The 22,427-nt window shown below is 48.4% G+C and carries 32 protein-coding genes and 3 pseudogenes; 27 read left to right on the forward strand and 8 right to left on the reverse strand.

Annotated elements, in window-relative coordinates; genetic code table 11:
• The first annotated feature begins 8 nt into the window (after positions 1-8).
• The 24 genes and pseudogenes from BN1044_RS00580 to BN1044_RS24270 all read left to right on the forward strand — a co-directional run.
• Complete coding sequence (locus tag BN1044_RS00580) at positions 9-428, forward strand: type III secretion system effector protein SseE (protein WP_072307104.1); 420 nt, start codon at positions 9-11, stop codon at positions 426-428.
• 55 nt (positions 429-483) lie between these two features.
• Positions 484-924 carry a SycD/LcrH family type III secretion system chaperone gene (locus tag BN1044_RS00585; RefSeq protein WP_072307105.1) on the forward strand — a complete coding sequence of 147 codons (441 nt, stop codon included), beginning with the start codon at positions 484-486 and terminating at the stop codon, positions 922-924.
• 52 nt (positions 925-976) lie between these two features.
• Complete coding sequence (locus BN1044_RS00590; RefSeq protein ID WP_072307106.1) at positions 977-1,792, forward strand: hypothetical protein; 816 nt, start codon at positions 977-979, stop codon at positions 1,790-1,792.
• Positions 1,789-2,505, forward strand: a complete 717-nt coding sequence (locus BN1044_RS00595; protein ID WP_072307107.1) for a pathogenicity island 2 effector protein SseG — start codon at positions 1,789-1,791, stop codon at positions 2,503-2,505. The genes BN1044_RS00590 and BN1044_RS00595 overlap by 4 nt, the downstream gene beginning before the upstream one ends.
• A gap of 105 nt (positions 2,506-2,610) precedes the next feature.
• Positions 2,611-2,826, forward strand: a complete 216-nt coding sequence (gene sctF / locus BN1044_RS00600; protein ID WP_072307108.1) for a type III secretion system needle filament subunit SctF — start codon at positions 2,611-2,613, stop codon at positions 2,824-2,826.
• On the forward strand, positions 2,823-3,068 hold the full coding sequence (locus BN1044_RS00605) for an EscG/YscG/SsaH family type III secretion system needle protein co-chaperone (RefSeq protein ID WP_072307109.1): 246 nt from the start codon (positions 2,823-2,825) through the stop codon (positions 3,066-3,068). The genes sctF and BN1044_RS00605 overlap by 4 nt, the downstream gene beginning before the upstream one ends.
• Before the next feature lie 19 nt (positions 3,069-3,087).
• The gene (gene sctI, locus BN1044_RS00610) at positions 3,088-3,363 is read left to right on the forward strand and encodes a type III secretion system inner rod subunit SctI (protein ID WP_072307110.1); all 276 of its coding nucleotides are present in this window, start codon (positions 3,088-3,090) and stop codon (positions 3,361-3,363) included.
• On the forward strand, positions 3,360-4,079 hold the full coding sequence (gene ssaJ / locus BN1044_RS00615; RefSeq protein ID WP_072307111.1) for an EscJ/YscJ/HrcJ family type III secretion inner membrane ring protein SsaJ: 720 nt from the start codon (positions 3,360-3,362) through the stop codon (positions 4,077-4,079). Before sctI ends, ssaJ begins: the two co-directional genes overlap by 4 nt.
• Positions 4,061-4,666, forward strand: a complete 606-nt coding sequence (locus tag BN1044_RS00620) for a type III secretion system domain-containing protein (RefSeq protein ID WP_254663905.1) — start codon at positions 4,061-4,063, stop codon at positions 4,664-4,666. The genes ssaJ and BN1044_RS00620 overlap by 19 nt, the downstream gene beginning before the upstream one ends.
• Positions 4,648-5,346, forward strand: coding sequence for a type III secretion system stator protein SctL (sctL, locus tag BN1044_RS00625; RefSeq protein ID WP_072307112.1), 699 nt, complete (start codon positions 4,648-4,650; stop codon positions 5,344-5,346). The genes BN1044_RS00620 and sctL overlap by 19 nt, the downstream gene beginning before the upstream one ends.
• Positions 5,309-6,289 carry an HrpJ domain-containing protein gene (locus BN1044_RS00630; protein WP_072307113.1) on the forward strand — a complete coding sequence of 327 codons (981 nt, stop codon included), beginning with the start codon at positions 5,309-5,311 and terminating at the stop codon, positions 6,287-6,289. Before sctL ends, BN1044_RS00630 begins: the two co-directional genes overlap by 38 nt.
• 55 nt (positions 6,290-6,344) lie before the next feature.
• Entirely contained in the window at positions 6,345-6,713 is a 369-nt protein-coding gene (locus BN1044_RS00635; protein WP_072307114.1) for a type III secretion system protein SsaM, read from the forward strand.
• Entirely contained in the window at positions 6,698-8,764 is a 2,067-nt protein-coding gene (locus BN1044_RS00640; RefSeq protein ID WP_072307115.1) for an EscV/YscV/HrcV family type III secretion system export apparatus protein, read from the forward strand. The genes BN1044_RS00635 and BN1044_RS00640 overlap by 16 nt, the downstream gene beginning before the upstream one ends.
• A complete protein-coding gene (locus tag BN1044_RS00645; protein WP_139130863.1) occupies positions 8,754-10,073 on the forward strand; it encodes an EscN/YscN/HrcN family type III secretion system ATPase in 1,320 nt (439 codons plus the stop codon). The genes BN1044_RS00640 and BN1044_RS00645 overlap by 11 nt, the downstream gene beginning before the upstream one ends.
• Positions 10,022-10,447, forward strand: coding sequence for a hypothetical protein (locus BN1044_RS00650; RefSeq protein WP_247650354.1), 426 nt, complete (start codon positions 10,022-10,024; stop codon positions 10,445-10,447). Before BN1044_RS00645 ends, BN1044_RS00650 begins: the two co-directional genes overlap by 52 nt.
• Positions 10,434-10,808 carry a hypothetical protein gene (locus BN1044_RS00655; protein ID WP_072307118.1) on the forward strand — a complete coding sequence of 125 codons (375 nt, stop codon included), beginning with the start codon at positions 10,434-10,436 and terminating at the stop codon, positions 10,806-10,808. Before BN1044_RS00650 ends, BN1044_RS00655 begins: the two co-directional genes overlap by 14 nt.
• A complete protein-coding gene (locus tag BN1044_RS00660) occupies positions 10,789-11,793 on the forward strand; it encodes a YscQ/HrcQ family type III secretion apparatus protein (protein WP_072307119.1) in 1,005 nt (334 codons plus the stop codon). Before BN1044_RS00655 ends, BN1044_RS00660 begins: the two co-directional genes overlap by 20 nt.
• A 61-nt stretch (positions 11,794-11,854) precedes the next feature.
• On the forward strand, positions 11,855-12,502 hold the full coding sequence (gene sctR, locus BN1044_RS00665) for a type III secretion system export apparatus subunit SctR (RefSeq protein WP_072307120.1): 648 nt from the start codon (positions 11,855-11,857) through the stop codon (positions 12,500-12,502).
• The gene (locus BN1044_RS00670) at positions 12,499-12,765 is read left to right on the forward strand and encodes an EscS/YscS/HrcS family type III secretion system export apparatus protein (protein WP_072307121.1); all 267 of its coding nucleotides are present in this window, start codon (positions 12,499-12,501) and stop codon (positions 12,763-12,765) included. Before sctR ends, BN1044_RS00670 begins: the two co-directional genes overlap by 4 nt.
• Positions 12,762-13,535, forward strand: a complete 774-nt coding sequence (locus BN1044_RS00675; RefSeq protein ID WP_072307122.1) for an EscT/YscT/HrcT family type III secretion system export apparatus protein — start codon at positions 12,762-12,764, stop codon at positions 13,533-13,535. The genes BN1044_RS00670 and BN1044_RS00675 overlap by 4 nt, the downstream gene beginning before the upstream one ends.
• Positions 13,528-14,571 (forward strand): EscU/YscU/HrcU family type III secretion system export apparatus switch protein, encoded by a 1,044-nt coding sequence (locus BN1044_RS00680; RefSeq protein ID WP_072307123.1) that lies wholly within the window; start codon positions 13,528-13,530, stop codon positions 14,569-14,571. Before BN1044_RS00675 ends, BN1044_RS00680 begins: the two co-directional genes overlap by 8 nt.
• A gap of 164 nt (positions 14,572-14,735) precedes the next feature.
• Positions 14,736-16,061 (forward strand): hypothetical protein, encoded by a 1,326-nt coding sequence (locus BN1044_RS00685; protein WP_072307124.1) that lies wholly within the window; start codon positions 14,736-14,738, stop codon positions 16,059-16,061.
• A 149-nt stretch (positions 16,062-16,210) separates the two neighbouring features.
• The gene (locus BN1044_RS00690; RefSeq protein ID WP_072307125.1) at positions 16,211-16,597 is read left to right on the forward strand and encodes a type III secretion system chaperone family protein; all 387 of its coding nucleotides are present in this window, start codon (positions 16,211-16,213) and stop codon (positions 16,595-16,597) included.
• 245 nt (positions 16,598-16,842) lie between these two features.
• Positions 16,843-16,985 (forward strand): annotated as a pseudogene (locus tag BN1044_RS24270) (GNAT family N-acetyltransferase); the annotation flags it as partial.
• 500 nt (positions 16,986-17,485) lie between these two features.
• On the opposite strand, the gene BN1044_RS00700 reads toward BN1044_RS24270, so the two are convergent.
• Positions 17,486-18,673 (reverse strand): hypothetical protein, encoded by a 1,188-nt coding sequence (locus BN1044_RS00700; RefSeq protein WP_072307126.1) that lies wholly within the window; start codon positions 18,671-18,673, stop codon positions 17,486-17,488.
• Between the two features lie 268 nt (positions 18,674-18,941).
• On the opposite strand from BN1044_RS00700, the pseudogene BN1044_RS00705 reads away from it, so the two are divergent.
• Together BN1044_RS00705 and BN1044_RS23510 are read left to right on the forward strand one after the other, a co-directional pair.
• Positions 18,942-19,076 (forward strand): annotated as a pseudogene (locus tag BN1044_RS00705) (Fic family protein); the annotation flags it as partial.
• Between the two features lie 124 nt (positions 19,077-19,200).
• The gene (locus BN1044_RS23510) at positions 19,201-19,344 is read left to right on the forward strand and encodes a helix-turn-helix domain-containing protein (RefSeq protein WP_168780306.1); all 144 of its coding nucleotides are present in this window, start codon (positions 19,201-19,203) and stop codon (positions 19,342-19,344) included.
• A 133-nt stretch (positions 19,345-19,477) separates the two neighbouring features.
• On the opposite strand, the gene BN1044_RS00710 is transcribed toward BN1044_RS23510, so the two are convergent.
• Positions 19,478-20,326 (reverse strand): DUF4942 domain-containing protein, encoded by an 849-nt coding sequence (locus BN1044_RS00710; protein ID WP_072307127.1) that lies wholly within the window; start codon positions 20,324-20,326, stop codon positions 19,478-19,480.
• A 226-nt stretch (positions 20,327-20,552) separates the two neighbouring features.
• Positions 20,553-20,861 carry a hypothetical protein gene (locus BN1044_RS00715; protein ID WP_072307128.1) on the reverse strand — a complete coding sequence of 103 codons (309 nt, stop codon included), beginning with the start codon at positions 20,859-20,861 and terminating at the stop codon, positions 20,553-20,555.
• A gap of 30 nt (positions 20,862-20,891) precedes the next feature.
• Between BN1044_RS00715 and BN1044_RS23255 the strand changes: the two genes are divergently transcribed.
• Positions 20,892-21,074 (forward strand): hypothetical protein, encoded by a 183-nt coding sequence (locus tag BN1044_RS23255; protein ID WP_139130860.1) that lies wholly within the window; start codon positions 20,892-20,894, stop codon positions 21,072-21,074.
• Positions 21,075-21,215: 141 nt separating this feature from the next.
• On the opposite strand, the gene BN1044_RS24275 is transcribed toward BN1044_RS23255, so the two are convergent.
• The 5 genes and pseudogenes from BN1044_RS24275 to BN1044_RS00740 form a co-directional block, all read right to left on the reverse strand.
• The gene (locus BN1044_RS24275; RefSeq protein WP_211095741.1) at positions 21,216-21,443 is read right to left on the reverse strand and encodes a hypothetical protein; all 228 of its coding nucleotides are present in this window, start codon (positions 21,441-21,443) and stop codon (positions 21,216-21,218) included.
• Positions 21,432-21,581: pseudogene (locus BN1044_RS24280) on the reverse strand (DUF5983 family protein); the annotation flags it as partial. The gene BN1044_RS24275 and the pseudogene BN1044_RS24280, both read right to left, overlap by 12 nt.
• Complete coding sequence (locus BN1044_RS00730) at positions 21,578-21,955, reverse strand: TA system toxin CbtA family protein (RefSeq protein WP_072307131.1); 378 nt, start codon at positions 21,953-21,955, stop codon at positions 21,578-21,580. The pseudogene BN1044_RS24280 and the gene BN1044_RS00730, both read right to left, overlap by 4 nt.
• 40 nt (positions 21,956-21,995) lie before the next feature.
• The gene (locus BN1044_RS00735; protein WP_072307132.1) at positions 21,996-22,238 is read right to left on the reverse strand and encodes a hypothetical protein; all 243 of its coding nucleotides are present in this window, start codon (positions 22,236-22,238) and stop codon (positions 21,996-21,998) included.
• 5 nt (positions 22,239-22,243) lie between these two features.
• Positions 22,244-22,427 (reverse strand): type IV toxin-antitoxin system YeeU family antitoxin (locus tag BN1044_RS00740; protein ID WP_175421575.1); only part of this gene is annotated, 184 nt, incomplete at its 5' end.

A 22,427-nucleotide genomic window follows, 5' to 3' on the forward strand; every position in this document is an offset into this window, starting at 1 on the left:
GAGTCAGAATGGATGAAATTACGCGTCTACTGCGTCATGAAGGGCTACATCCACAGCCGACGTTTTTAGCGGGCAGTGGCTTGCTGATAGGGCAGCAGGTGGTGCTTTATCCCTATCAGCTTATTTATCGAGTTGAGGATAGCCATCTTATCCTATGCAGTTTTAGCCGAGTCCTTGATAGCGCACCGCACCTATCGTCGTTGTTAAGGTTATGGGGGATCTTGCAGCGTGTTTTCCACCGTATGCTATGGCTCAAAAGCATCAGGATGCTGGTTATTACGGAGGTATTTGATCCGCAGCTATCGGCTCAGCGCCATCAGTTAGAACGCCTGTTATATAAAATGGGGGCGACGGTGGTGCTTAAGGACGGTGACAGTTGGTTAGATATTTCGGCTGACAAACTGCTTCATCAGCGAAAGCAGCGGTAAAGTAAGTTTTGCCAAGTTAATAGCAAAACAATCGATCATTGTATGGAGCTCTTGTATGGATTCAACATCGCATAAACACGGCCAAGATATTTGGCAAACCCCCATTATCAAACAGGCGATGGCGCTCGATCCTGAAGAGGTATACGCCCAGGGATATGCGGCTTGGCAAGAGGGATTGTACGATCAAGCACTGATTGATTTCAGCTGGTTAGTGATGTCTCAGCCATGGAGTTGGCGCGCTCACGTGGCCTTAGCGGGGGCATTAATGATGCAAAAAGAGTACGTAATGGCAATGAACTACTACGGCTATGCGCTAATGCTTGATGCCTGTCATCCTGAACCGGTTTATCAGATGGGGGTTTGCCTAGAAGCGATGGGGGAAACTTCTGCGGCAAGAGAGGCGCTGCAAACGGCGCTGACCATGAGCTATGACGATCCTTCATACAGCGATGTTCGCGCAAATGCGGAGCTGATGCTGAGTCATCTGCTGACCTAACGTTATGCCTGGTCGATTTTTACCAATAACGAGATGAGTTTGGAGGTTGATTATGAGTCATCTGATTAGCGCAGTTCCGCCGTTCGCGAATACAGACGGCAATAGCCACGCTTCTGATGTGAGCGTTAGGGCGAGTATGATCCCTACGCTCATGCCGCCGGGCAGCGAGAGAACCGCGCCTGAAAACATCCTTAGCGATGCGACCCAGCTAAAACGTAAAGCCTACACGGGGTACTTTATCCAACATTTGGTCCGGTTTGCCATGTCCGCGACCTCTTTTGGACTTGCCATTGCAGCCTCGGTACTTTCTGGCGGGGCGGGTATTCCCATTGCCGTGGTGGCCGGTACGGCGATGATTATTGCCGCAGGCGATGCCTGCTGTGCGCTGTATAACCTCATTCAAGTTCGCAACGATCGCGAGCCGCTGCAAACCAGCAATGATTGTATTGTGCTATTAGTCAAAAAGCTGATGCAGAGCGGCTGCTCTAGGTCTGAACGCTCGGCCGAGGTTATCGGCGACGTGGCTTCCTTTGTGATAAGAGCCGGTGTTGCTCTCTCTTCTGTGCTTTTCCCTCAATTTTTACCTGCCGCACATTTATCCGGCAGCACGGCCGAAACCTTGGGGAATATCTCGGTTGGGATCACCGGTTCGCTCACCGTGATTGGTGGTTTGTTAGATATCCACACGGCTCACATCGAACGTAGACAGAAAGATGCCGTGGCAGCGCCAACGAGTGAAGAAACGCAGACCCAAACAGACGATAGTGCATTGAGTGACGAAATGATTCAAACCATGGTGAATCAGCTGGTTGACTGCTATCAGCGTTATCGCGCGCAACATAATGAATTTCAGGCTAGCCCTGCATGATAGACGGTATACGCGCTAGCCAAGTTTCAGCAGTGGATGAAGAAACGCGACAAATGCTGCAAAGGCTGGTCGATCAATTGCCCATCCCCGTTTTACCTAAACCACAACGCGTTGAGCCTGTTCAGAGCGCGATTTCTTGTGAGACTGGGCAAAAAAGTATGCTTGCAAGCCTTGCGAAACGCGCGATCAGCGTTTTTCCTCCGGCGCTATTCATCTGGCAAGCAGTCGTCCTTGGGGGGCAGATTTTATGCTGTAGCGCAGGTATCGTGCTCGCGGTGCTCAGCGGAGGGGCGGCCCCGTTGCTGGTGTTGGCAGGGGTTGGATTAGCCATTGCGATTGCCGATATTGCTTGCCTGATTTACCACCAAAAACACAGTTTGCCGATGGGGCATGACAGCATTGCCAATGCGGTCTATTACATAGCAAGGCATTTCTATGATGAGCAGAAATGCCAAAATGTAGGCTCAATGGTATCTCTAGGATCACGCGCGTTGCTAACGGTTGCCGTGATTGGTCAGCCGCTGGTGTGTTCTTCTTTGGGACTAAGCCTGCCGATATTTCGCCTACTGAACAATGCGGCCTACGGTGCGCTGGCGTTTATGCGCTACGGCGCAGCGGGGTGTCCTGTCACTGGACAGCAGGTTAGTGTGCCTTTCTTCCGTCTACTGGCACACCTCTTCCCTCGCGATGAATCTCAGCGCACTGGAACATAATGATTCAGGCAAACACCCGATAGGTAACACCACACCAGCGGCCATAATGCCTATAGCGGGTGGTCGACGATGACCAAATTTGCCCGCTTATATCGGGAGGTCATTATGGATATTCAGCAAATTATCAATACGCTATCGCGTCTGGCACATCAGGCTGGGCAGGCGGTTGAAGATAAAATGAATGGCCAGGATTTAACGAATCCTGAGGCCATGCTCAAAGCCCAATTTGCCGTGCAGCAATATTCCACCTTTATCAACTACGAGAGCGCGATGATTAAAACCATCAAAGATATGCTCAGTGGGATTATTTCCAAAATATGACATTAACTGACAACGAGCGGCGATTGTTGGTTGAAACCGCATTTGCTGGGATAAACCACGGGCTGCACAGGCAGGTTCGCGCCATGCTGCCTGCAGTGCCGTATTTAGTACCGGATAAAGAAATGCGGGCGGTTTGTTTAGCCGTGTTGCTTGCGGGCCTTGATGAGCCTGAACTAGCACGGCAAACCTTAGTAGATATCACTCTTCCTGAAGCTGAACTATTGAGAAACCATTTATTCTGATCGATACAGGAGTTTGCTTATGAGCATGATTAATAATGCGGCGGCGGTCGACTACGCTGCAACATCTAGCGCTATCAATGCCCCCAAATTAAGCGAAGCAAGCAGCGAAAAGATCTCGGCATTTAACCAGTTGTTGTATGCCGGTACCCCGCCGGGCGATGTGGGAGCATTATCAGCACCACAGATGTTAATGCGACAGGCGGCGACGCTCGGAACCACCGTAGGCGTTGATTTGAGAGCAAAGATCGCCGGATCGGTGTCTCAGTCGGTTAATAAACTGGCCAATATGACATGAAACGGTTACGCCATGCGTTGCTCCTCGCGCTGGTTTTACTGCTGACAGGGTGCCGAGTTGAGCTTTACAGCGCACTGCCTGAAGACGATGCCAATCAGATGTTGGCTATTCTGATGCAGCATCATATTGATGCTGAAAAACTGACAGCAGAAGACGGTATCACGCTGCGGGTGGAAAAATCACAGTTCATCAATGCGGTTGAACTACTGCGCTTAAATGGCTTTCCACGCCGCAGCTATATCTCTGCAGACACCATGTTTCCGCCAAATCAACTCGTGGTCTCACCGGCTGAAGAGCAGCAAAAAATCCTGTTTCTCAAAGAGCAACGTATCGAAGGCATGCTAAGCCAGATGGACGGTGTGGTTCACGCCGATGTGACCATTGCGTCCCACGGGCCTGACGAAGAAGGGGCGACAGGGCCTTCATCGGTGGCGGTATTTATTAAATTTTCGCCTCAGGTCAACCTCGAGTCTTTCCGCGTACAGATAAAAAATCTGGTGGAAAAATCGATCCCCAGCGTACAGCAAGATCAAATCAGTATTCTCATGCAACCGGCTGAATTTAGGATGCAAAGTGCGGTAAACGCAACCGAAGAACCCCAGTGGAGGGCGATACAATGGTTAACCTTGCATCGGCGGTCCTTGATACCTGCATTGATTCTGGCGATTTTTGCTCTCACCGTTCTGATGTGGATGACGTGGCGCAAAAGGCGATAACCGCCGGCACGGTTGATGATGCTGTTTTGTGCCTACACCGCTATCTGTGGACTCCTGCACGTTATGCTCATCCGCGATGGCTCGAGTCGCTGGGTTTCTCGCCGAAAGAGAGCTGGCGCTATGGGGAGTGCCCGCCGCTAGATCGCTGCTTAAACCTCGCTTTACAGAGACGCAGAGGGACACCACGGCTGCCGGCGCAGATTAACGAGCGCCAGCGGCGCATGGTAAAAATGGTATCCAATATCAACGCGTTTGCGCTGGCGATAGGCTTGCTCAAACTAGGATGCAACGACTACTTCCTATTGCCTGACTATCGGCTGGCAATTTTACGCTGGTTAGATGAGTCGTTGATTTGGCAGCTATTTGGCCTGTGCCAAGGCAAAAATAGAGCGGTGTTTTCCCCTTCAGAGATGATCGACAACGCATTCAATCTTGGTATCTCCGTGCTTCATCATGCAGCTCAAGACGACGCTGTTCTCTATGCAATACTGATTACGTTGCCGCCGTGCGAGCGTGCGTTATGGCCATCGGTGCCTAGGCTTGCAATGAATTTATTGGAGCGAACGCTATGCGCCAAATTCCGCTGACCGAACTTGATTGGCAACCGCCATCGGGGCGAATTATCCCCGCTGAGTTATTAGCCGTTGTGTATCGGCAGGCTGACAGTAAGCGCCGCGCCCACCAAGACGCCGTGGCTATTGTTAATGCGGCGCGGCGGAAGGCGGAAAGCATGATCCGCAGCGCGCGCAAAACCTGTAGCCAAATGAATGAGAAGACGCGCCACGAATTAGAGCAACTGCGGCAGGACACGCTTAGCCGCTGTGAATCCCAGTGGTTGCAAACGCACATTACTTATTTATTGCAGGATGAAGCGCTGGAGCGGGCATTGATGCATGCAGTTTCGGACCGCATTCATTACAGCATTGAACAGGTGCTTACCGCATGGTTTGACCAACAGCCCGATGACAAAACTCTTTGCGCTCGATTAGCTAAGCAGGCTGAGCTGATGGCGTCTGAAGGGGCTTTAACGCTGCATTTTCATCCTAGCCAACAGGAAAATGTACGCGCAGCGCTGGGTTCGCGTTTCACCTTGGTTCTTGAGCCAGAATTCTCCCACGATCACGTGATTTTAGCGTCTCCCCAACTCTCAGTGGCATTTTCCCTGAGCAATCATTTTCAACAGTTGCTGACGTGGTTACGTTCCCCTCAGCGAGAAGCCGGAGAGCAAAATGAGAGTATCGGACATCACACCGGCGATGAACCATGAAATCGCTGGTAGCACACAGCAGCTTCACACTGAAAATAGGGTATCGCCAATGGATATGGCACTTCTGGAATTACAGGAGGCTTCGGGCAGTGCGCTGACCGAAACGCTGGAGGAGATAGGCATGGTTCTCAGTGGGCGACTGCGTGACTATCAGCGAGCGGATATGAAAGAGCGTCAGGAACTGCGTCAGCAGGCTTTGTTGAAGATGGTGCAGCGTATGCAGCAGCAGGGCGATATGCCACCGCAAATGCAGCAGCAGAATGCTATCCAAAACATAGGCCAGCAGATCCTCAGCGTTGCAGCCCAACTGGTCGCCGATGATATTGGGCGCAAAAAGAAGAAGGCGCTCAGCGACCAGCTTTCTATGCTGATGGAAGAAGGCGGCTGGGAGATTGCCCTGTTTGGCATGTTAGAGCTGGGGCAGGTGGATAAAGGGGTATTAACGCAGATTAACCGGCTTTTTCAGCGGGCGATGGACGAAGAGGAAGTCACGTTGGCCGAATGGTTTCAACGCATTATGGCATGGCCAGAACGGCGGCAGCGGGTTAGGGTTTTATTGCGCGTTATGGCTTTTGAACTTTCGGCCTGCGTCGCAGGCGATCAACAACATCGCTTGGCGGCGGTGCTGGTTCGCCTACGTCGGCTACTGCTGTTTTTAGGGCTAGAAAAAGAGTGTCAGCGCGAAGAAAAGCTCTGCCAGCTCCCCGCAGAATCGCTACTTCCTTTACTGATAGATATGGCCAATGAAAGCTGGTTGTTTGAAGAGTGGCTTGCACCGCGTCTAACGTCGCTTGTGACTTCACGCCAGCTCTACAATCGACTATTACAGCATCTGGATGCTCTTTTTTCGTTAATGCCCGACCGCTGTTTTAGCGATGACGATCAACGCGATCAAATTATCACTGTTTTACGTGGAATGAAGGGGGATCAGGTTATCGCCTGATTCCGCGCCTGCGCCGCATCTGGAACTCTGTGTCCATGTTAAAGCGGAGGTGTTAATGACGTTAGATCTAGTCACAGAGCGCAATATCCAGCTATTCATTCAGCTAGCGGATATGCCCACCTGCCGAGTAACAACCGATATGTGTTGGTCTCGTGAGAAGTATGAAACCTATCTCAACTTCCGCGATGGGCGAATACACCTCAGCCAATGCCTACTTCAGGGATCGTTTGATAACGGTTTGCTGCTGCTGGCGCTATATCGCTGGCAGCCATGCGGTTTTGTTGGCATCCCTCAGCGATTTTTCCAGCTGCGTCGAGGCTTGGTGATTAGCTGTGCTCCTGCCGCCGACAGTACCGCCGAGCTATGGCTTCGTTTGCATCGCCGCCAACAGGCGTTTCTGGAGTCGCTATGCAACCCCCTGTAGTCAGTTTGAAAACAGTAAGCCTGAAAAGGCTTCAGCAGGCGATTGCAGCCTGCGCTGGGCGTCAAGACATCATATTGGCCGTAGTGTTGCTTATCGCCATTGTGATGATGATCCTGCCGTTGCCGACGTTTATGGTGGACATTCTCATTACGATCAACATCACTTTTTCGGTGATCCTGTTGTTGATCGCCATCTATATCAACGATCCGTTAGATCTCTCGGTTTTCCCTTCGCTGTTGCTCATTACTACGCTGTATCGCCTGTCATTAACCATCAGCACATCGCGTTTAGTGCTGCTACAGCATAACGCAGGCAATATCGTGGATGCTTTTGGCCATTTTGTGGTTGGGGGCAATCTTACGGTGGGGCTGGTGATCTTCACTATTATTACCATCGTGCAGTTTATCGTGATTACCAAAGGAACCGAGCGCGTGGCTGAGGTGAGCGCCCGTTTTTCCCTCGATGGCATGCCCGGTAAACAAATGAGCATTGATGGCGATCTGCGAGCGGGCGTAATCGATGCTCATCAGGCGCGGACATTACGTGAGCATGTTCAGCAGGAAAGCCGCTTTTTGGGGGCGATGGACGGAGCCATGAAGTTTGTAAAAGGGGATGCTATTGCAGGGATTATCGTAGTCCTAGTGAACATTATCGGCGGCATTATTATTGCGGTTGTGCAATACGGTATGTCGCTGGGGAGTGCCGTACAAACCTATAGCGTGCTCTCGATTGGCGACGGCTTATGCGGCCAGATCCCGTCACTGCTGATTTCATTAAGTGCGGGCATTATTGTGACCCGTGTGCCTGGCGAGAAAAAACAGAATCTCGCCAGCGAGCTTTCTACCCAGCTTGGCAAGCAGCCACAGGCGCTGATGCTGGCCGCGCTGGTTCTGATCTTATTCGCGTTGATACCGGGTTTTCCCTTCTTCGATTTCTTTGTGATGGCGGTATTTACGTCGCTGCCTTTCCTATTTATCTGGTATCGCAGACGTCGTCCTGAAGGCGCAGCCCCGAGCGCTGAAGAAATAACGGAAGAAGTGATGCAGCCAGGTGCCCGTCCGCTAACGTTGCGTTTGATGCCCGAGCTCAATACCAGCACGTTAGCCAGAGATATTGACGCCGTACGCTGGACGCTGTTTGAAGAGTACGGCGTGCCTTTACCGGAAGTTAGCATCGTGGTTGATAGCCGAGATCGGGTGAAGGGTATGACGGTGCTTATTTACCAAGAGTCGGTTTTTTCGCTCGAGATACCTGCACATCCCTATTTATTGTTGAAGCCTGATGATCGGTTGGAATGTACGGTTCAGCCCCTGCCCGAAGGGATGGGCAATATTGTTTGGCTGACGCAAGAGATGGGCAAAAAAGCGCAGGGGCTTGGGCTGTCGGTGCTTGGCGGAAATCAGCGAGTTACGGTGCTATTGCGGCAGGTGTTGTTACGTCATATGGCGGAGTTTATCGGCGTACAGGAAGCTCGTTATCTGATGGACGCGATGGAAAAGCGTTATTCAGAACTGGTGAAAGAGTTACAGCGCCAACTGCCGATTAGCAAAATAACCGAAACCCTACAGCGTTTAGTGGCTGAAAGCGTGTCGATCCGTGATCTACGTATGATCTTCGGGACGCTGATTGAATGGGCTCCGCGTGAAAAAGACGTGCTGATGCTAACTGAATACGTACGTATCGCGCTGCGCAGGCATATTTTGCATCGGCTTAAATCCGATGGGGATGTACTGCGGGTGCTGCGCGTCGGTGAGGGAATTGAAAACCTCATTCGTGAATCCATTCGCCAAACCTCTATGGGGACCTATGCGGCTTTGAGCCTTTCGCAAAGCACTCGCATACTCGCATTAATCCACACTGCGCAGGCCGAACATGGTGATTTGCGCGTGGTGACATCGATCGATGCCCGTCGTTTTCTACGCAAAATTATCGAGCCTACTCTGTTTGACGTGTCGGTGCTCTCTTGGCAGGAGTTGGGGGACAACTGCGCGGTACAGGTAGTGCAAAGCATTGACCTTTCGGCAGAAGAGTTGGCCAATGATGACGATTAAAACTACATCTCTGGCGGCCTTGGAAAGGTGTCTTACTCCGCTGAGTCCGCCTCCGCATGGTTATTTGAAAACAGGGCGACTTTTACATATTGGCGCAACGTTGATTAATGCCTATCTCCCCGGCGTTTTTATGGGTGAAGTTTGCCGATTATTGCCCGATGGAGCGCTTGCTGAAGTGGTTGGGATTGACGGTGCAACGGCATTGCTATCGCCCTTTGTGAGTACCGCGGGCTTGTTCTGTGGACAACCCATCCAGCCGCTCGCGCGGCGGCATTTGGTCGCAGTGGGGGATGATTTACTCGGACGCGTTGTGGATGGGTTGGGCCTACCCTTAGACGGAGGCCCCGCGTTGCAAGGCCCGTGGCGAGACTATGATGCACCGCCACCGTCTCCGCTAACTCGCCAACTGATTGATAAGCCGATGCTCACCGGTATTCGAGCCATTGATAGCGTTCTTACCTGCGGAGAGGGGCAGCGCATCGGCATTTTTGCCGCCGCGGGAGTAGGAAAGAGCACGCTAATGTCGATGCTGTGCAACAGCCCAGATAGCGATATTAACGTCTTAGTTCTCATTGGCGAGCGTGGACGCGAGGTGCGTGAATTCATTGAGCAAAAGCTGGGTGAGGAGGGGCGTAGTCGCTGTGTCATAGTGGTCTCTACCTCTGATCGGCCTGCGCTTGAACGCATGCGCGCGCTGTTTGTTGCTACCACCATTGCCGAAGCATTCCGTGATCGAGGTAAGCGTGTTCTGCTGTTTGCCGACTCACTCACGCGCTACGCCCGAGCCGCGCGTGAGATAGCTCTCGCCAGCGGGGAGGTTGCGGTACCAGGTAGCTACCCTCCGTGTGTTTTTGCTGCTTTGCCGCGTTTGCTTGAGCGGGCTGGCAAGGGTGAGAGTGGCAGCATCACCGCCTTTTATACCGTGCTGGTCGAGGGTGATGACATGAATGAACCTCTTGCCGATGAAGTCAGGTCGTTGCTCGACGGACACATCGTTCTTTCACGCCGTTTGGCCGAATCTGCCCATTTCCCCGCCATTGATGTGTTAGCCAGCCTAAGTCGAATTATGCCGATGGTAACCAGCGTAGAGCACCGCGAACTTGCCAATATGCTGCGCAGGCGATTGTCGATATATCGTGATGTCGAGCTTTTAGTGCGGGTGGGAGAGTTCACACGTGGAGAGGATCCGCAGGCTGATTGCGCGGTGGAAAGCTACCCCGCTATTTGCCATTTCTTGCAACAACAGGGTAATGAATTATGCAATCTCGACGAACTGCTGCGACAGCTACGTTATCTGACGGGCAACTGATGCTGCACTGTTTACTCAAGATCAAAGATCGCCGTGAAGATCGTCTGCGGCGGCAAATGGCGGAGCTAACGCGTCAACGTGTGCAAACTGAGGTTATGCAGCGCAAATGCCAAGCTCGGCGCGATGAGTTAATGCAGTTGCTCAACCAGATACTCACGTGGTCTGGGACCTTACTCGCCAATGCGTTGATGGAACAAAAGCAAACAATGGGGGGGCTATTTCATGAAGAGCACAGTTTGGCACTACAGCAACGTTCACTGTTAGACGCACAAAAACGACTGCAGGAACGGCTAAATGTGCTGCATCAAGAGCTGATTATCGTCATGAAAAAGAAGGAAAAGCTGAAGGAGTTACTGAGCAATGAATGTTATTAGAGCGGAAGGCTGTATTTGGCATGCCGTGCAAAGTCATGGCGAAGAGGAAGGGGCGTGCTCGTCCGATACTCACAAATTTACGCGGTTCATGGGACCGATGGTGAAGACGCCGCGCAGCGCCACCGAGCAATCGGTATTGCTGTGTCAGCATACGAGTCGCTATCGATTAGTCGGGGGAATAGCCGCTGGATTGGTGTGTGAAATTAATGTGCTTGAGGGTAAAACCCATTTAAAAGTGCTGGTGCCGCAGTATGCGTTATTTACCCAGCTGACCCGTTTTTCCTCGTGGCTTAATACTGAACTTCATGCTGCCGGGCACAGCGTTACGTTGGAGGTGTTCTATGCCCAAGATGCTACCTGAGGAAAGCGAAATTGCTCGGTTACTCCCCTCAGAGGGTATCGCGTTAGGGCCCTTGCACGTTTGTGCTCGGCAATGGACAGATGCTCAGGAAGGCATCGTCTTTTCAGTCATGTTAGGGACGATAAGGTGTGAAATCTGGTTACTGGAAAGTGACTGGCAAGCGTGGTGCGAAGGGATGATTGGTTCATCAGCGCCAGAATTTATTGATACGGGCCTGCTATTTGGCATCGCCGAATGGGGGCTATCGCCATTAATCGCGGCAAGCGGTGCAGAGATGCGACGTTCAATGAGTCGCCCAATCCGATGCAGTCTTTTGCCTGATCAAATTGCGCTGACGTTCAGTTGGCAGGTAGAGCACTATCAATTTCATACCCTGTTATTCAATTGGCCTACGACATATTTTCAGACGATTGCGAAGCAAGTTTTGCCCAGAGTACGGCCTGTACGTTTGTTACCACCTATCACTTTTGCTTGCTATGTGGGCTGGTGTTTGGTTTCGCTCAGTGAGCTGAGAAATATCAGCGTGGGCATCGGATTGCGGATACAAGCCTTTGGCGATCTACGTGGCGGAGAGTGTGTTTTGTTGCTGTCTGCGGGCATCGTCGCGCGGGTATGCATGGCGTCGGAGGAGCACATGAAAATTAATGAGCTGGTGCAGGATGTAGAAAGCCTGCTGCAGGAAGAGCGTGATAATACCGACTGCCTGCAATCTCTAACGGTCGACGTTAACGAACTGCCGCAAAAGTTGCTGGTGGAGGTCGGGCAGGTTGATATTTCCTTGGGGGCGTTACGCTCGTTGAGTGAGGGCGATCTCTTGCCCGCTGAGGCGCAGTTCTCTTCTGAGGTTAAGCTGCGCCTGAATGGGCGAGTCATTGGCCTTGGTGAACTGATCGGCTGTGGCGATAGCTTTCTTGTGCGAATCAGCCATTGGTACCTGAATTCTGCGGAGCAGCCGCAGATACAAGAGGATACGGTCAATACCTGATAGTGGTGGCGTTGGGCGGTGGCTATAACTGGTTCATCGTTGGATCCATTAAGGAAATACCATGTCTTTGCCTGATTCTCCTTGGCAGCTCATCGCCCTGCTGTTCCTGCTATCGATATTGCCGCTGGCCATTGTCATGGGAACCTCATTCCTTAAATTGGCGGTGGTGTTTTCGATCTTACGCAACGCGTTAGGTATTCAGCAGGTGCCGCCAAACATGGCGCTGTATGGGCTGGCGCTGGTGCTCTCCATGTTTATTATGGCGCCGACCTTGCTGGCGGTGAAAGCACAGTGGCATCCGGTAGCAGAAGCCGGAGCGCCGCCGTGGATGAGCGGCTGGGATAGCCATGCGATCGGGCCTTATCGCCAGTTTTTGCAAAAAAACTCGGATGAAAAAGAGGCGCGTTATTTCCGCAATCTGGTTGCTAAAACCTGGCCTGAAGGGGTGCGTCGGCGGGTGAAGCCGGACTCGCTTTTGATCCTACTCCCCGCGTTTACCGTTAGCCAACTGACGCAGGCATTTCGTATCGGGTTGCTTATCTATCTGCCTTTTCTGGCGATTGACCTGTTGGTCTCTAATATTTTGCTGGCTATGGGCATGATGATGGTGTCGCCGATGACCATATCGCTGCCGTTTAAGTTACTGATTTTTCTATTGGCAGGGGGATGGGACCTGATTCTTTCTCAACTTGTGCAGAGTTTCTTATGAGCGATGCCAATCTTGCTCGTTTTGTGACTGAACTAATGTGGCTGGTGCTGATGACATCTTTGCCTGTGGTATTGGTGGCATCGGTGGTTGGGATTGCGGTGAGTTTATTTCAGGCACTGACTCAGATTCAGGATCAAACCTTGCAGTTTATGATCAAACTGCTGGCCGTTGCGCTAATGCTGATGGCGACCTATCACTGGTTGGGGGGCTTACTTCTGGCCTATACCCGGCAGGTGTTATTACAGATAGGTGTCCACGGATGATTAGTCAGATCAATGACGGCCTGGTCACCCTTGCTTTGGCCATGATGAGGCCGCTGGGGCTTACGCTGCTGTTTCCTCTGCTACAAATAGGCAGTTTGGGATCGTCGTTGATCCGTAACGGTATCTTGCTGGCGATCGCGTTACCGATGTGGCCGATCATTAATGCGCAGCCGATTGTTCATCAAGGCTGGGGTTGGGTTAGCGTTATTCCCGGCGAAATGATCATTGGTCTGCTCTTAGGGTTTTGCGCCGCGATCCCTTTCTGGGCCGTCGATATGGCGGGATTTCTGATTGATACGCTGCGTGGCGCCACCATGGGAACCGTATTCAATCCGGCGATGTCGGTGCAAACCTCAATTTTTGGTTTGTTGTTTAGCCAGTTTTTATGCGCGCTGTTTTTTATTTCTGGTGGTTTTAATCTGCTTCTTTCTGCGCTGTATGCGTCATACGACTATTTTCCCGTTGGCAAAACGATGGCGTTTAATCACGCTTTTTTAGATTTTCTCCTTGCCGAGTGGCAGATCCTTTATCGTCTATGCCTTAGCTTTTCACTGCCAGCCGTACTCAGCATGGTATTGGCTGATTTAGCGTTGGGATTGCTCAATCGTTCCGCTCAGCAACTTAACGTGTTCTTTTTATCCATGCCGATAAAAAGCGTGCTGGCGCTCTTTCTGCTACTGCTGTCGCTGCCCTATGCATTTCATCGCTACCAGTTGGAAAGTGAAGTGTTGTATCGACATGTGAGCCAATGGTTAGCCAGCCATGAGTGAAAAAACTGAACAGCCCACGCAGAAAAAAAAACGTGATAGCCGCCAAGAGGGGCAGGTGGTTAAAAGCATGGAGATCACCTCCGGCGTGCAATTGCTCGCTGTGCTGGCATTTTTTCATTTCTTTTCAGATGCGGTTGTCGAGTGCGTCGCTCAGTTGATACTGCTGTCTGCACAGCTAATTAATCAACCCTTTGACTATGCCGTGAGCATGATGACGCGGGCGTTGCTTAACGCTGGAGGGAGAATGTTTGCCCTATTCGGTGGGATGCTGGCCATCGCTACCGTGGCCAGTGTGTTGGCTCAGGTGGGATTTATGCTGGCAACGAAAGCGGTTGGTTTTAAAGGCGAGAAGATTAATCCCGTGAATAATCTCAAGCAGATATTTTCTCTGCATAGTCTGATTGAGCTGCTTAAATCGAGTCTAAAAGTGGTCTTGCTATGTCTAATTTTCGTGTATCTGTTTAGCTATTACGCACCCACTTTTCAGGCGTTGCCATACTGTGACCCTGCCTGTGCTATTCCTGTCTTTTCGACCTTCGTTCGTTGGATGTGGTATGCATTACTGACATTTTACGTAGTGCTGGGTGTTTTTGACTACGCCTTTCAAAGTCACAACACCATGAAGCAGCAGCGAATGAGTAAGGAGGATGTGAAGCAGGAAAATAAAGATATGGAGGGTGACCCACAGATGAAAAAGCGTCGCCGTGATTTGCAGCGCGAATTACAAAGTGGGAGCCTTGCGCAGAACGTGAAGCAATCCGCGGTTGTGGTGCGTAATCCAACCCATATTGCGATTTGTTTGGGCTACGATCCCGTTGATATGCCAATTCCTCGAATACTAGACAAAGGAGTTGATGCCCGAGCTGAGCATATCGTTAATCTTGCTCTGCGGGAGTCTATTCCGGTGGTCGAAAATATTGCCTTGGCGCGCCAGCTGTTTCAGGAAGTGCAATACGGTGAAATGATCCCAGAATCGCTGTTTGAACCCGTCGCTGCGCTGTTAAGGCTGGTGTTAAACATTAACTATGATGTCTAGTAAAAGGAGTAAGCAGCAGGGAATAGATATCCGCGGTTGTATATGACTCAGTGCATATTATTATTTTTAGTAACCTCAGGTAATTACCTCATGGTGCGCTTTTTAAAAAAATAATATTGTTTTTTTGTTGTGTTGATCATGAGCGTATTAAATCGGAGGGTATTATGGTTACTGCAGTAACAACAGGTGGAACCTTAGGTATTTCGCATTATAATGAAGTTGAAAGAACGAGTGGTAAAAATGATGTACTTACCGTAAGGCATAATGGAAAGGAAAACTGTCTGACCGCGGGGCGCTCGCTAGCAGAGCGTTTTATTGTTATTTTAAATAGCACATGCTTAGGGTCTCTCGGGTTTATTAAAAAACTATATGAGGCGTTAGAACATCGGGAAGCAAAAGCCATTGAATGCTTTAGTTCAGCATTAGCGAATATTTATGGCGAAGGGGCTAAAGATATCGTAAATGCGCATTTAAATGGGAAGGGGAAAATAGAGTCATCAGATGTGTCTATAATTTTTGATAAAGTAACAAAAGCAAACCCCTCTTATAAAGAATGTGATGAGAACGATAAAACAATTACAGGGAAACTGAAATTATCATTCCAGGATTTTGATATCTCTCATGTAAATAACTGCGATTTCGATTTGTTTGATATTTTATCATCAAAAGTTGATGGGCTAATCGCTAATATTGGGGGGCGAGAGCGTTTTAGTAACCAAGAAAATGTGCATTCTTTGAGAATGGCACTGATGGATTTTATTACGTCAATGCCTGCTTCATCAGATACGTTTATGGCCGCTTTCTCTAACATAGAAAACGATGTTGCAGTTCCTGACTATCATCTTAATGAAATTAATTTAAGTGATCGCTCAAGCTGTTACCTCACAGCGGAAGATATGAATAGTCTCCTTAAGGAGGCTGGGCTTCTGAAAGAAGAATTGTTGCTTTCGGGAGTTCAAGATGCGTGCCGCCACCAAGTCTATGCCGCTCGTTTTAACCAGGGGGCAAGGGAGAATATGGGCACGATAGAGAGAAGAGCTCTATCTGTGGAGTCGCTTCTTCGCGCCGTGGATAAGGATGTAGAAACGCCGGTACTACAACAGCCAGCGCCATTATCGCCATTACCGCAGACCACGTCGTCACCGCAGTATGCGCCGCCACCAACACCGCCAAAGTCGCAGCATGTTCCACCGCCGCCGCCACTACCACCAAAGCCGTCATCGCAGAATGTTCCACCGCCGCCACCGCCACCACCTAAGACGTTATCGCAGCATGTTCCACCACCACCGCCACTTCCACCAATGGTTTCCGTAGAGGCGATTGAAAATAATCAGCTAGATAAGAATAAAGTAAATTCTTCAAATAAAACTGACACAAAAATCCCAGTAAAAATGAGCTTTGAGGATGAATTGAAAAATAGAATAAAACAACATAGCAGCAAGGGTGGGGTTACTGAACTTGATGAGCCGGCAAAAAAAAAATTGACTTAAGACCCAATACAAATAATGGGTTAGAAGATATTTTAAATAGAGCCATTAATGATAGAAGAAAAGCATATTCTGATGACGAGAGTATCAGTTCAGAAAGTCAGAGCGAGAATGATGATGACGAGTGGGATTAATAATCGTGAGGAATTTCTATGAATCAGTATATAAAAAATCAACTTTCATTTTTATCTGAACAGTTAGGAATTGATGTATTTTTGGATGATAAGCAGCAAGCCATAATACTTATTGATGGCGTTTATCCGATTTCAATTCGTTTGATTGATAGTGTATGGCGGTTTTATGCAATGGTCTGTTATGCTAGTGATATAGCGGATTCAAACAGCGGTTATAAAAAAATTCTTTCAACGAATATGAATGAACAGGAATACGGCGGGGGTGGGGGATTGTGCCTTGATGAATCAGCAAATGCTATATTGTATATATTAAACCCCACATGCAATGAACACTCTGAAGACTTATATAATAAATTGAACGGATTCGTTAATCGTGTAGACGTTATTCGTGAGATGGTTTTGTAAGTTATATATGGATTAGTATTTTCAGCTGAAAAGATCTCCATAATCACAGAGATTTTATTTCAGAAAAAACAACCGGCCTTATGGATTAACACCGTTCACTTAAGCTCGATTTTAGGCAGAGCATGCCGATGGGGTTGCAACGGCGTAAGCCGCCTAAGCGCCCAGCAGCGTGTTATGCCGAGTATCTCGATTTCTTAAACAAACGATGTTAGCCATAGGGCTGGTTTCTTTAAATAGTGGTGCCCGGACTCGGAGTAATTCAGGCCGCGGAGACCATCGGTATTCGTGGCATGTTGGTTCACGCGTTATCTAATGAGGCGCGGGAATTTTTATCTGTGAGCCATCGCCGATGACGCTGGGGGATTTGGTGGGGAGTTTATCAATTTGAAATTGATGTTTTGCCTGTGAGCATAAAAATATGAATAGCCTATTTAGATAGGATACTAAAAGTAAAGCTGGCGGGTAGTTAAAAAGATTGGTTCGAAAACGAAAGTTAGCTATGTTAGGTGAAAATTGTTCAAAAAAATGATTAGTGTTTATGGCGACTAACTCAGAGGCGTTTATCCCTTTAAAAACGACATAATACAAGCCCTATATATGGAAGGTGTTCCTGATGAATTTAATAGTCACGAGGAGGTTTCAAAAACTATTGAGTACCTAATTTCTGATCTTGAGGGAAGACTGGATGACTATCAGATAAGAGTCAATATTAAATGATAGAAATCAGTTTTTAATATTAATACAGTAAATCTAGTAAACGATAATCATAATGTTATTTATTTCCTTGTTCAGTATCGACTCTCTAATTTTATCCTGACCTTGCTTCAGGGGAAGATATTATTATGATGTAATTATATTTCTGGATGAATCCACTAATCAGTTAAGAATCTATATTTTCGCTAACTCACGATTATATATATCTAGTGCTTTTCTGTATACATCATTAATATTACGAGGGAACCTTTCGTAAATAATAGATGGGCTGTATGAAGAGATGATATGTGTATAGGTACATTGAAGTCTCGTGGGGTCTACCCTACGATTTTTCTTGCAGATTTCATAAAGTTCTATGAGGTTTGTTAAGGAGCCAAGTTCATTGTAAGGGCACAGTAAGCCAAAGTTTTTATATGTAATAACATCATTTGAATCAAAAGGTAATGTTATTTTTGATATGGATTCAAAGATGATTTCTCCCCAGTCTGAAATGATTTTATCTTGCAATCTACCATTTCCGGTAAAGGATAAGATATCACTTATCATATTATGGTAAGTCAAAAAAGAGACCCATGGAGTTAATGCATTAAGTCCAATTGGTCTGCCAGCATATAAAAAGTCCCAACTCTTCGGTTCTTCTACAGATTCTAAACCAAGTTCATCATTGATGAGCTTAAATTCATATATATAAGAGAATATTTTAGAGTCATTATTGTCAATTCCCCAGTGATTTTTTACGTTTTCTAGAAGACATAGATATCTTTTTTTTATAACATCAAGAAATAAATTTGACTGTATTTCTACTTTTATTTCAATGTTAAAAAAACTATTATTTGTGAATATTTTATTATACAATGAATTTCTATCTTTAAATTTGAACCCTGAGCTTGCTATCTCTATTTTATTTAGTACGTCATCGAACATTTCCTTGTGGGTTTTATACATTTCAAATTTCATTAATTCCTTTTTTGCTTCAAGATGAAGATTGTTTTTATCTTGAATCTCTTTTTGAATCCGAAGTTGTTCAGAACGTTCTTGATCATTTTTCTTTTGTTGTTGTAGTAGGAAGATCAATGTAGCCAGAGAGGCTATTGCACTCAAAAGAGTGAATACACCCGATAAAAGTGAACCAAAATTAGACCAGTCGCCAGACTTTTTTGAAAGGCTGATATTTATTCCTTTAGATAGGAGGCTAAAATATTCTCCACTAACGGAATAATCATACAAAACAAGAATTATTACTGGTGGTACAACACCAAAAATAAAAATTGCAATCCATAGCAGTTTACTTGTAAACACTTTATTATTTCTCGCTATTTTTTCGTTTAGCTGATTATATCCTCGTTGTACTATCAGTACCACTGTATGTATCGCAATAAATGGTGCTATTCACTTCCGAAGATTTTCTTACCGACTGATTATATCTTCCTAATAAAATCGCTATTCGAAAAACCTGATTCATCGAAAACCAGATCATTGCCGCCTTGACGTCTCCGCAGACGCAGGACGTACCGTAAAAGAGTTTTCTGTGACGCGAGGATAACTGGCTTGCGCCGGGCAGGGACGCTCCAGATATGCGCTTTCAGATTAAGTTCATCTCAGCGGGCAAAACGCAGTCCACTGGATCGTAGATAAACCTAAATACGATCTGATGAAAGTTGCGCTGGTGCATCATCGATTTGGCTGGATACACCCATTTGGTAACGGCAATGGCAGAACGGTCAGATTGCTGACCTATGCACTACTCATCAAATACACTTTTGATGCTGATGAAGAAAAATAGCTCACCGGATTACTTTTTGAGCTGGTGAGTTTGCCGACGAACTCAGAGCGCCGCGCTGGATCCGCACATCTGAAGGCGTGAAGTTTATCGATGAGGTGGCGGTTTGATGCAACCGGACTGGCATTTTGCCGACATTATCACTGTACTGAAAAAGCAGGGGACTTCACTGGCGGCGAATTATCGAACGAAGTTCGATGAAGAGTCCGTATGCCAGAAAGCAAAAAACCAGCCCTTAGGCTGGTTTCTTTAAATAGTGGTGCCGGACTCGGAATCGATGTTTGTTGTTAACCTTATGAATTAGAATAATTATTTTTAATTTGATTATTTTTATGCCCTCATTTGTACCCTCAGTCCCTTTTGATGCTGAATTAAGGAATTCAAACTCAGGAACGAGAGGGCAACATCGTGGGAAAGTGCTTCGCCACAATGTCGTTCATTTTATCGATCAGCTCTGGTCGTTTAAAGATAATGTGTCCAGTTCCCTTCTGAAAATATTTGATCGCAAACATCTCGTCCTCGTAACGATTACTGTGTCTGTTTTCATGGATATGATCCCCCAGCCGACGGGTAACGTCAGCGCGGTTGTCAGGAACAGGCTTTCCGTCAAGGATCATCAGCAGCCGCTCAAGGTCAGCTAATCGATCGCGCTGCCAGCCCCAGTTAAGTCCAAATCCCCACCGGTCACATTTGACCAGTCCCGTCACGATGATTTTCTTGCCAAATTGACATGGGCTATTCGTCTTAAAATCCCAGCTCAGACTTTTAAATACATTAATGACGCCACGTTCAAATACATCATATTTGCTCTGATGAAGTTGCTCAAAGGTGCTAAGAATATTCTCCTCGCTAATCGCCGGAATATCCTCTTTTTCCAAACTGTTGTACCACTGCTCACGCGCCTGAGCATCCATAATCGATAGCATCCCTGACCTTTTCATCAGGTCTCGCCATATACCGCGATCGAGATTGCGGGTGATGACTTTCATCGCGGTGGCTGGTTTTTCCATCAGCCAGCAGCCGCAGCGAAAATCTTGCTTCATGGCCCAGTCTAGGGCAGTTTTTCCGCCGATATTGCGGGTCAATGTCGAGATATCGTTAAGCTGGTGGATCAACGCTTCAATCTTCGCCAGCGCTGCATTACGTCCGGTGACAATACGTTCAATGCTGGTGGAACAAATCACGTCGGTGTGATCGGTTAAGCATTCCACGCTATCTGTTGAGTTTGTGGCCATATCAAGTTTCCTTTTATGCGTAGCTAATCAATACCGACGGGAGGCCCTTCCCTTGCAGTCATGGCGAGAGAGAAAAGCAACCTGACAGGTATGGAGCGATAGGGGATGATGGGGAGAAAGAACGGAAGACGATTGCCGGTAACAATGATTTTTTGATGTCGTATCCCACGAGATTGGCATTGGTAGTTTCTTCGCCGTTGGACGCCACATTTAATGTCGTGTCGGGCTATATATCATCTGCCCCGACGACAAACAGATAACCGATGGGCTCAAGCTCTGAAAACGTTAGCGGCAGATGCTCACGGCACCATGCCGTAAACCGTGGCTTATCAAAATCCAGAGTGCAATCACGGACCATGCCTAAATCAATAATCAGATGTTGTGCCACGGGTGAACTGGCGGTGATGGGATAAAAGACGCCTTCCGTACCCAAGGTCGTCAGCGTTTCAAATGCTGCTGTCGTGACATCGACGGTTAAACTCAGTTGCACACCGTCAAGCGGATGTAGATCGCGAAATTGGTTGACGATATTCATCGGTGATTGTCCCCCCGTGGCGGGACTTTGATGCCAGAAGCAGGGGGATGCGCCACCTCTTCAGGCTGCACTGAGCGAAATATCGCGTTGGCGATATCGCAGCAGACCTCACAGGTGACCGTGCCCTCATGGGCGTCGCTGATGGCGGTATCGGACGCTTCAGACATTCCACACAGCGTGGCGAAGCCGCTGAGCCAGCCTGCAGGTAAATGATTCTCTCCGTTTTCTTTTTCTGTGCGAATAATCGCCATAGATTGCTACCTTCGTTTCTTTGATTTATCGGGGGTGCCTACATCGCTGAGCGTGATGCAGGGTATTTAGCAAGGATTTGAGGGGTAAACATGAACGCGACGGTCATTGACCGTTCATGATTTGACGTTGGCGAATATCGGCTAAAGCGCGTGCGATAGAAGGCAACAGCGCCGCTGAGTCGGTACGGTCGTCATCGTTGTCGAAGATAATCGTTGAATCAGCGTCAATGTTGTCTTCAAGCCAACGGATGACTATCTCAAGTCCTTGTTCCGTCGTTAATGGCCCACGGTTTTGAAGATTTGCCGCTACAGGGGCAGGCTCACTCGCCAGCAGCAATGTACAACCACTGTTGTTGATAGCCTCGATGAGGGCAGACGGATTGATACCGTCAATATCGACGACTATTCGGCCCATGTTGAGGGCCAGTATATTGACGGCATCGGCTTCTATAGTCAGGGACAGCATCATCGTGTTACCCCGCGGTATTTACCATGGGTGATGTCCGTAACGGTTTTGTACCCGTTGCGTTTCATGAGTCCACAGGCCTTGCGGGCACGGAGAATATCGATGCTGCTGATAAGCGGCGATTGCTCCTGCGCACTGAAGCCCTGACGGTCGGTACGAACCAAATCGTACTTTTCGACAATCACGTTGACCGCATCACACAGCGAGATACCGGCGTCAATATGCGCTTGGATCGCACCGTCGTTGCCAAACGGCGTATCGTTGAGTGTCAGACCATAGTGTTGATTAAGCAGATGCGTGAGTAGCGTCCGCCAGATGTCGACAGGTGACAGGCGAGATGATGCCGCCCGTTTCGGGGAGACAGATAACATGTTCATTATTGGATCTCTTTGTCGTGAGGTGAAACTCAGGTGGGGTTTACACGGTACATGACTGCCGGATGGCATCCAGGGCGGCGTCCAGCGTATCCCAGTTGATGCCCTGCTCAGCATCGTGGTTATTGGCCGCATGGCGTAATGTGGCTTCGGCTTCTTGCGGGGTGACGGTGGTATCCATGCTGCAAACATCATCCGTGTACCAGAGCGAACATAATACGAAATCATCGTGCTGATGCTGTTGCAGCCGTTCAATGACCTCGCTGATTTTACAGGCGTATGGCATGGATATTAACCTCTGGCTTGCGCTTGCGTTGGCGTCGGGTAAATCGCGATATAAAGATAACCACAACTGCCTAAGCTATCTGCTTCGCAGGTCAGCCCCTTTGCATACAGCGTGACACAGTGCTGATGGCGCGGACTGAGTTCACTACTTTTGAGCATTAATTCCAGCTGTTTAAGCAATACCGGAAAC

Source organism: Hafnia alvei, assembly GCF_900095695.1.
GTDB lineage: Bacteria > Pseudomonadota > Gammaproteobacteria > Enterobacterales > Enterobacteriaceae > Hafnia > Hafnia alvei_B.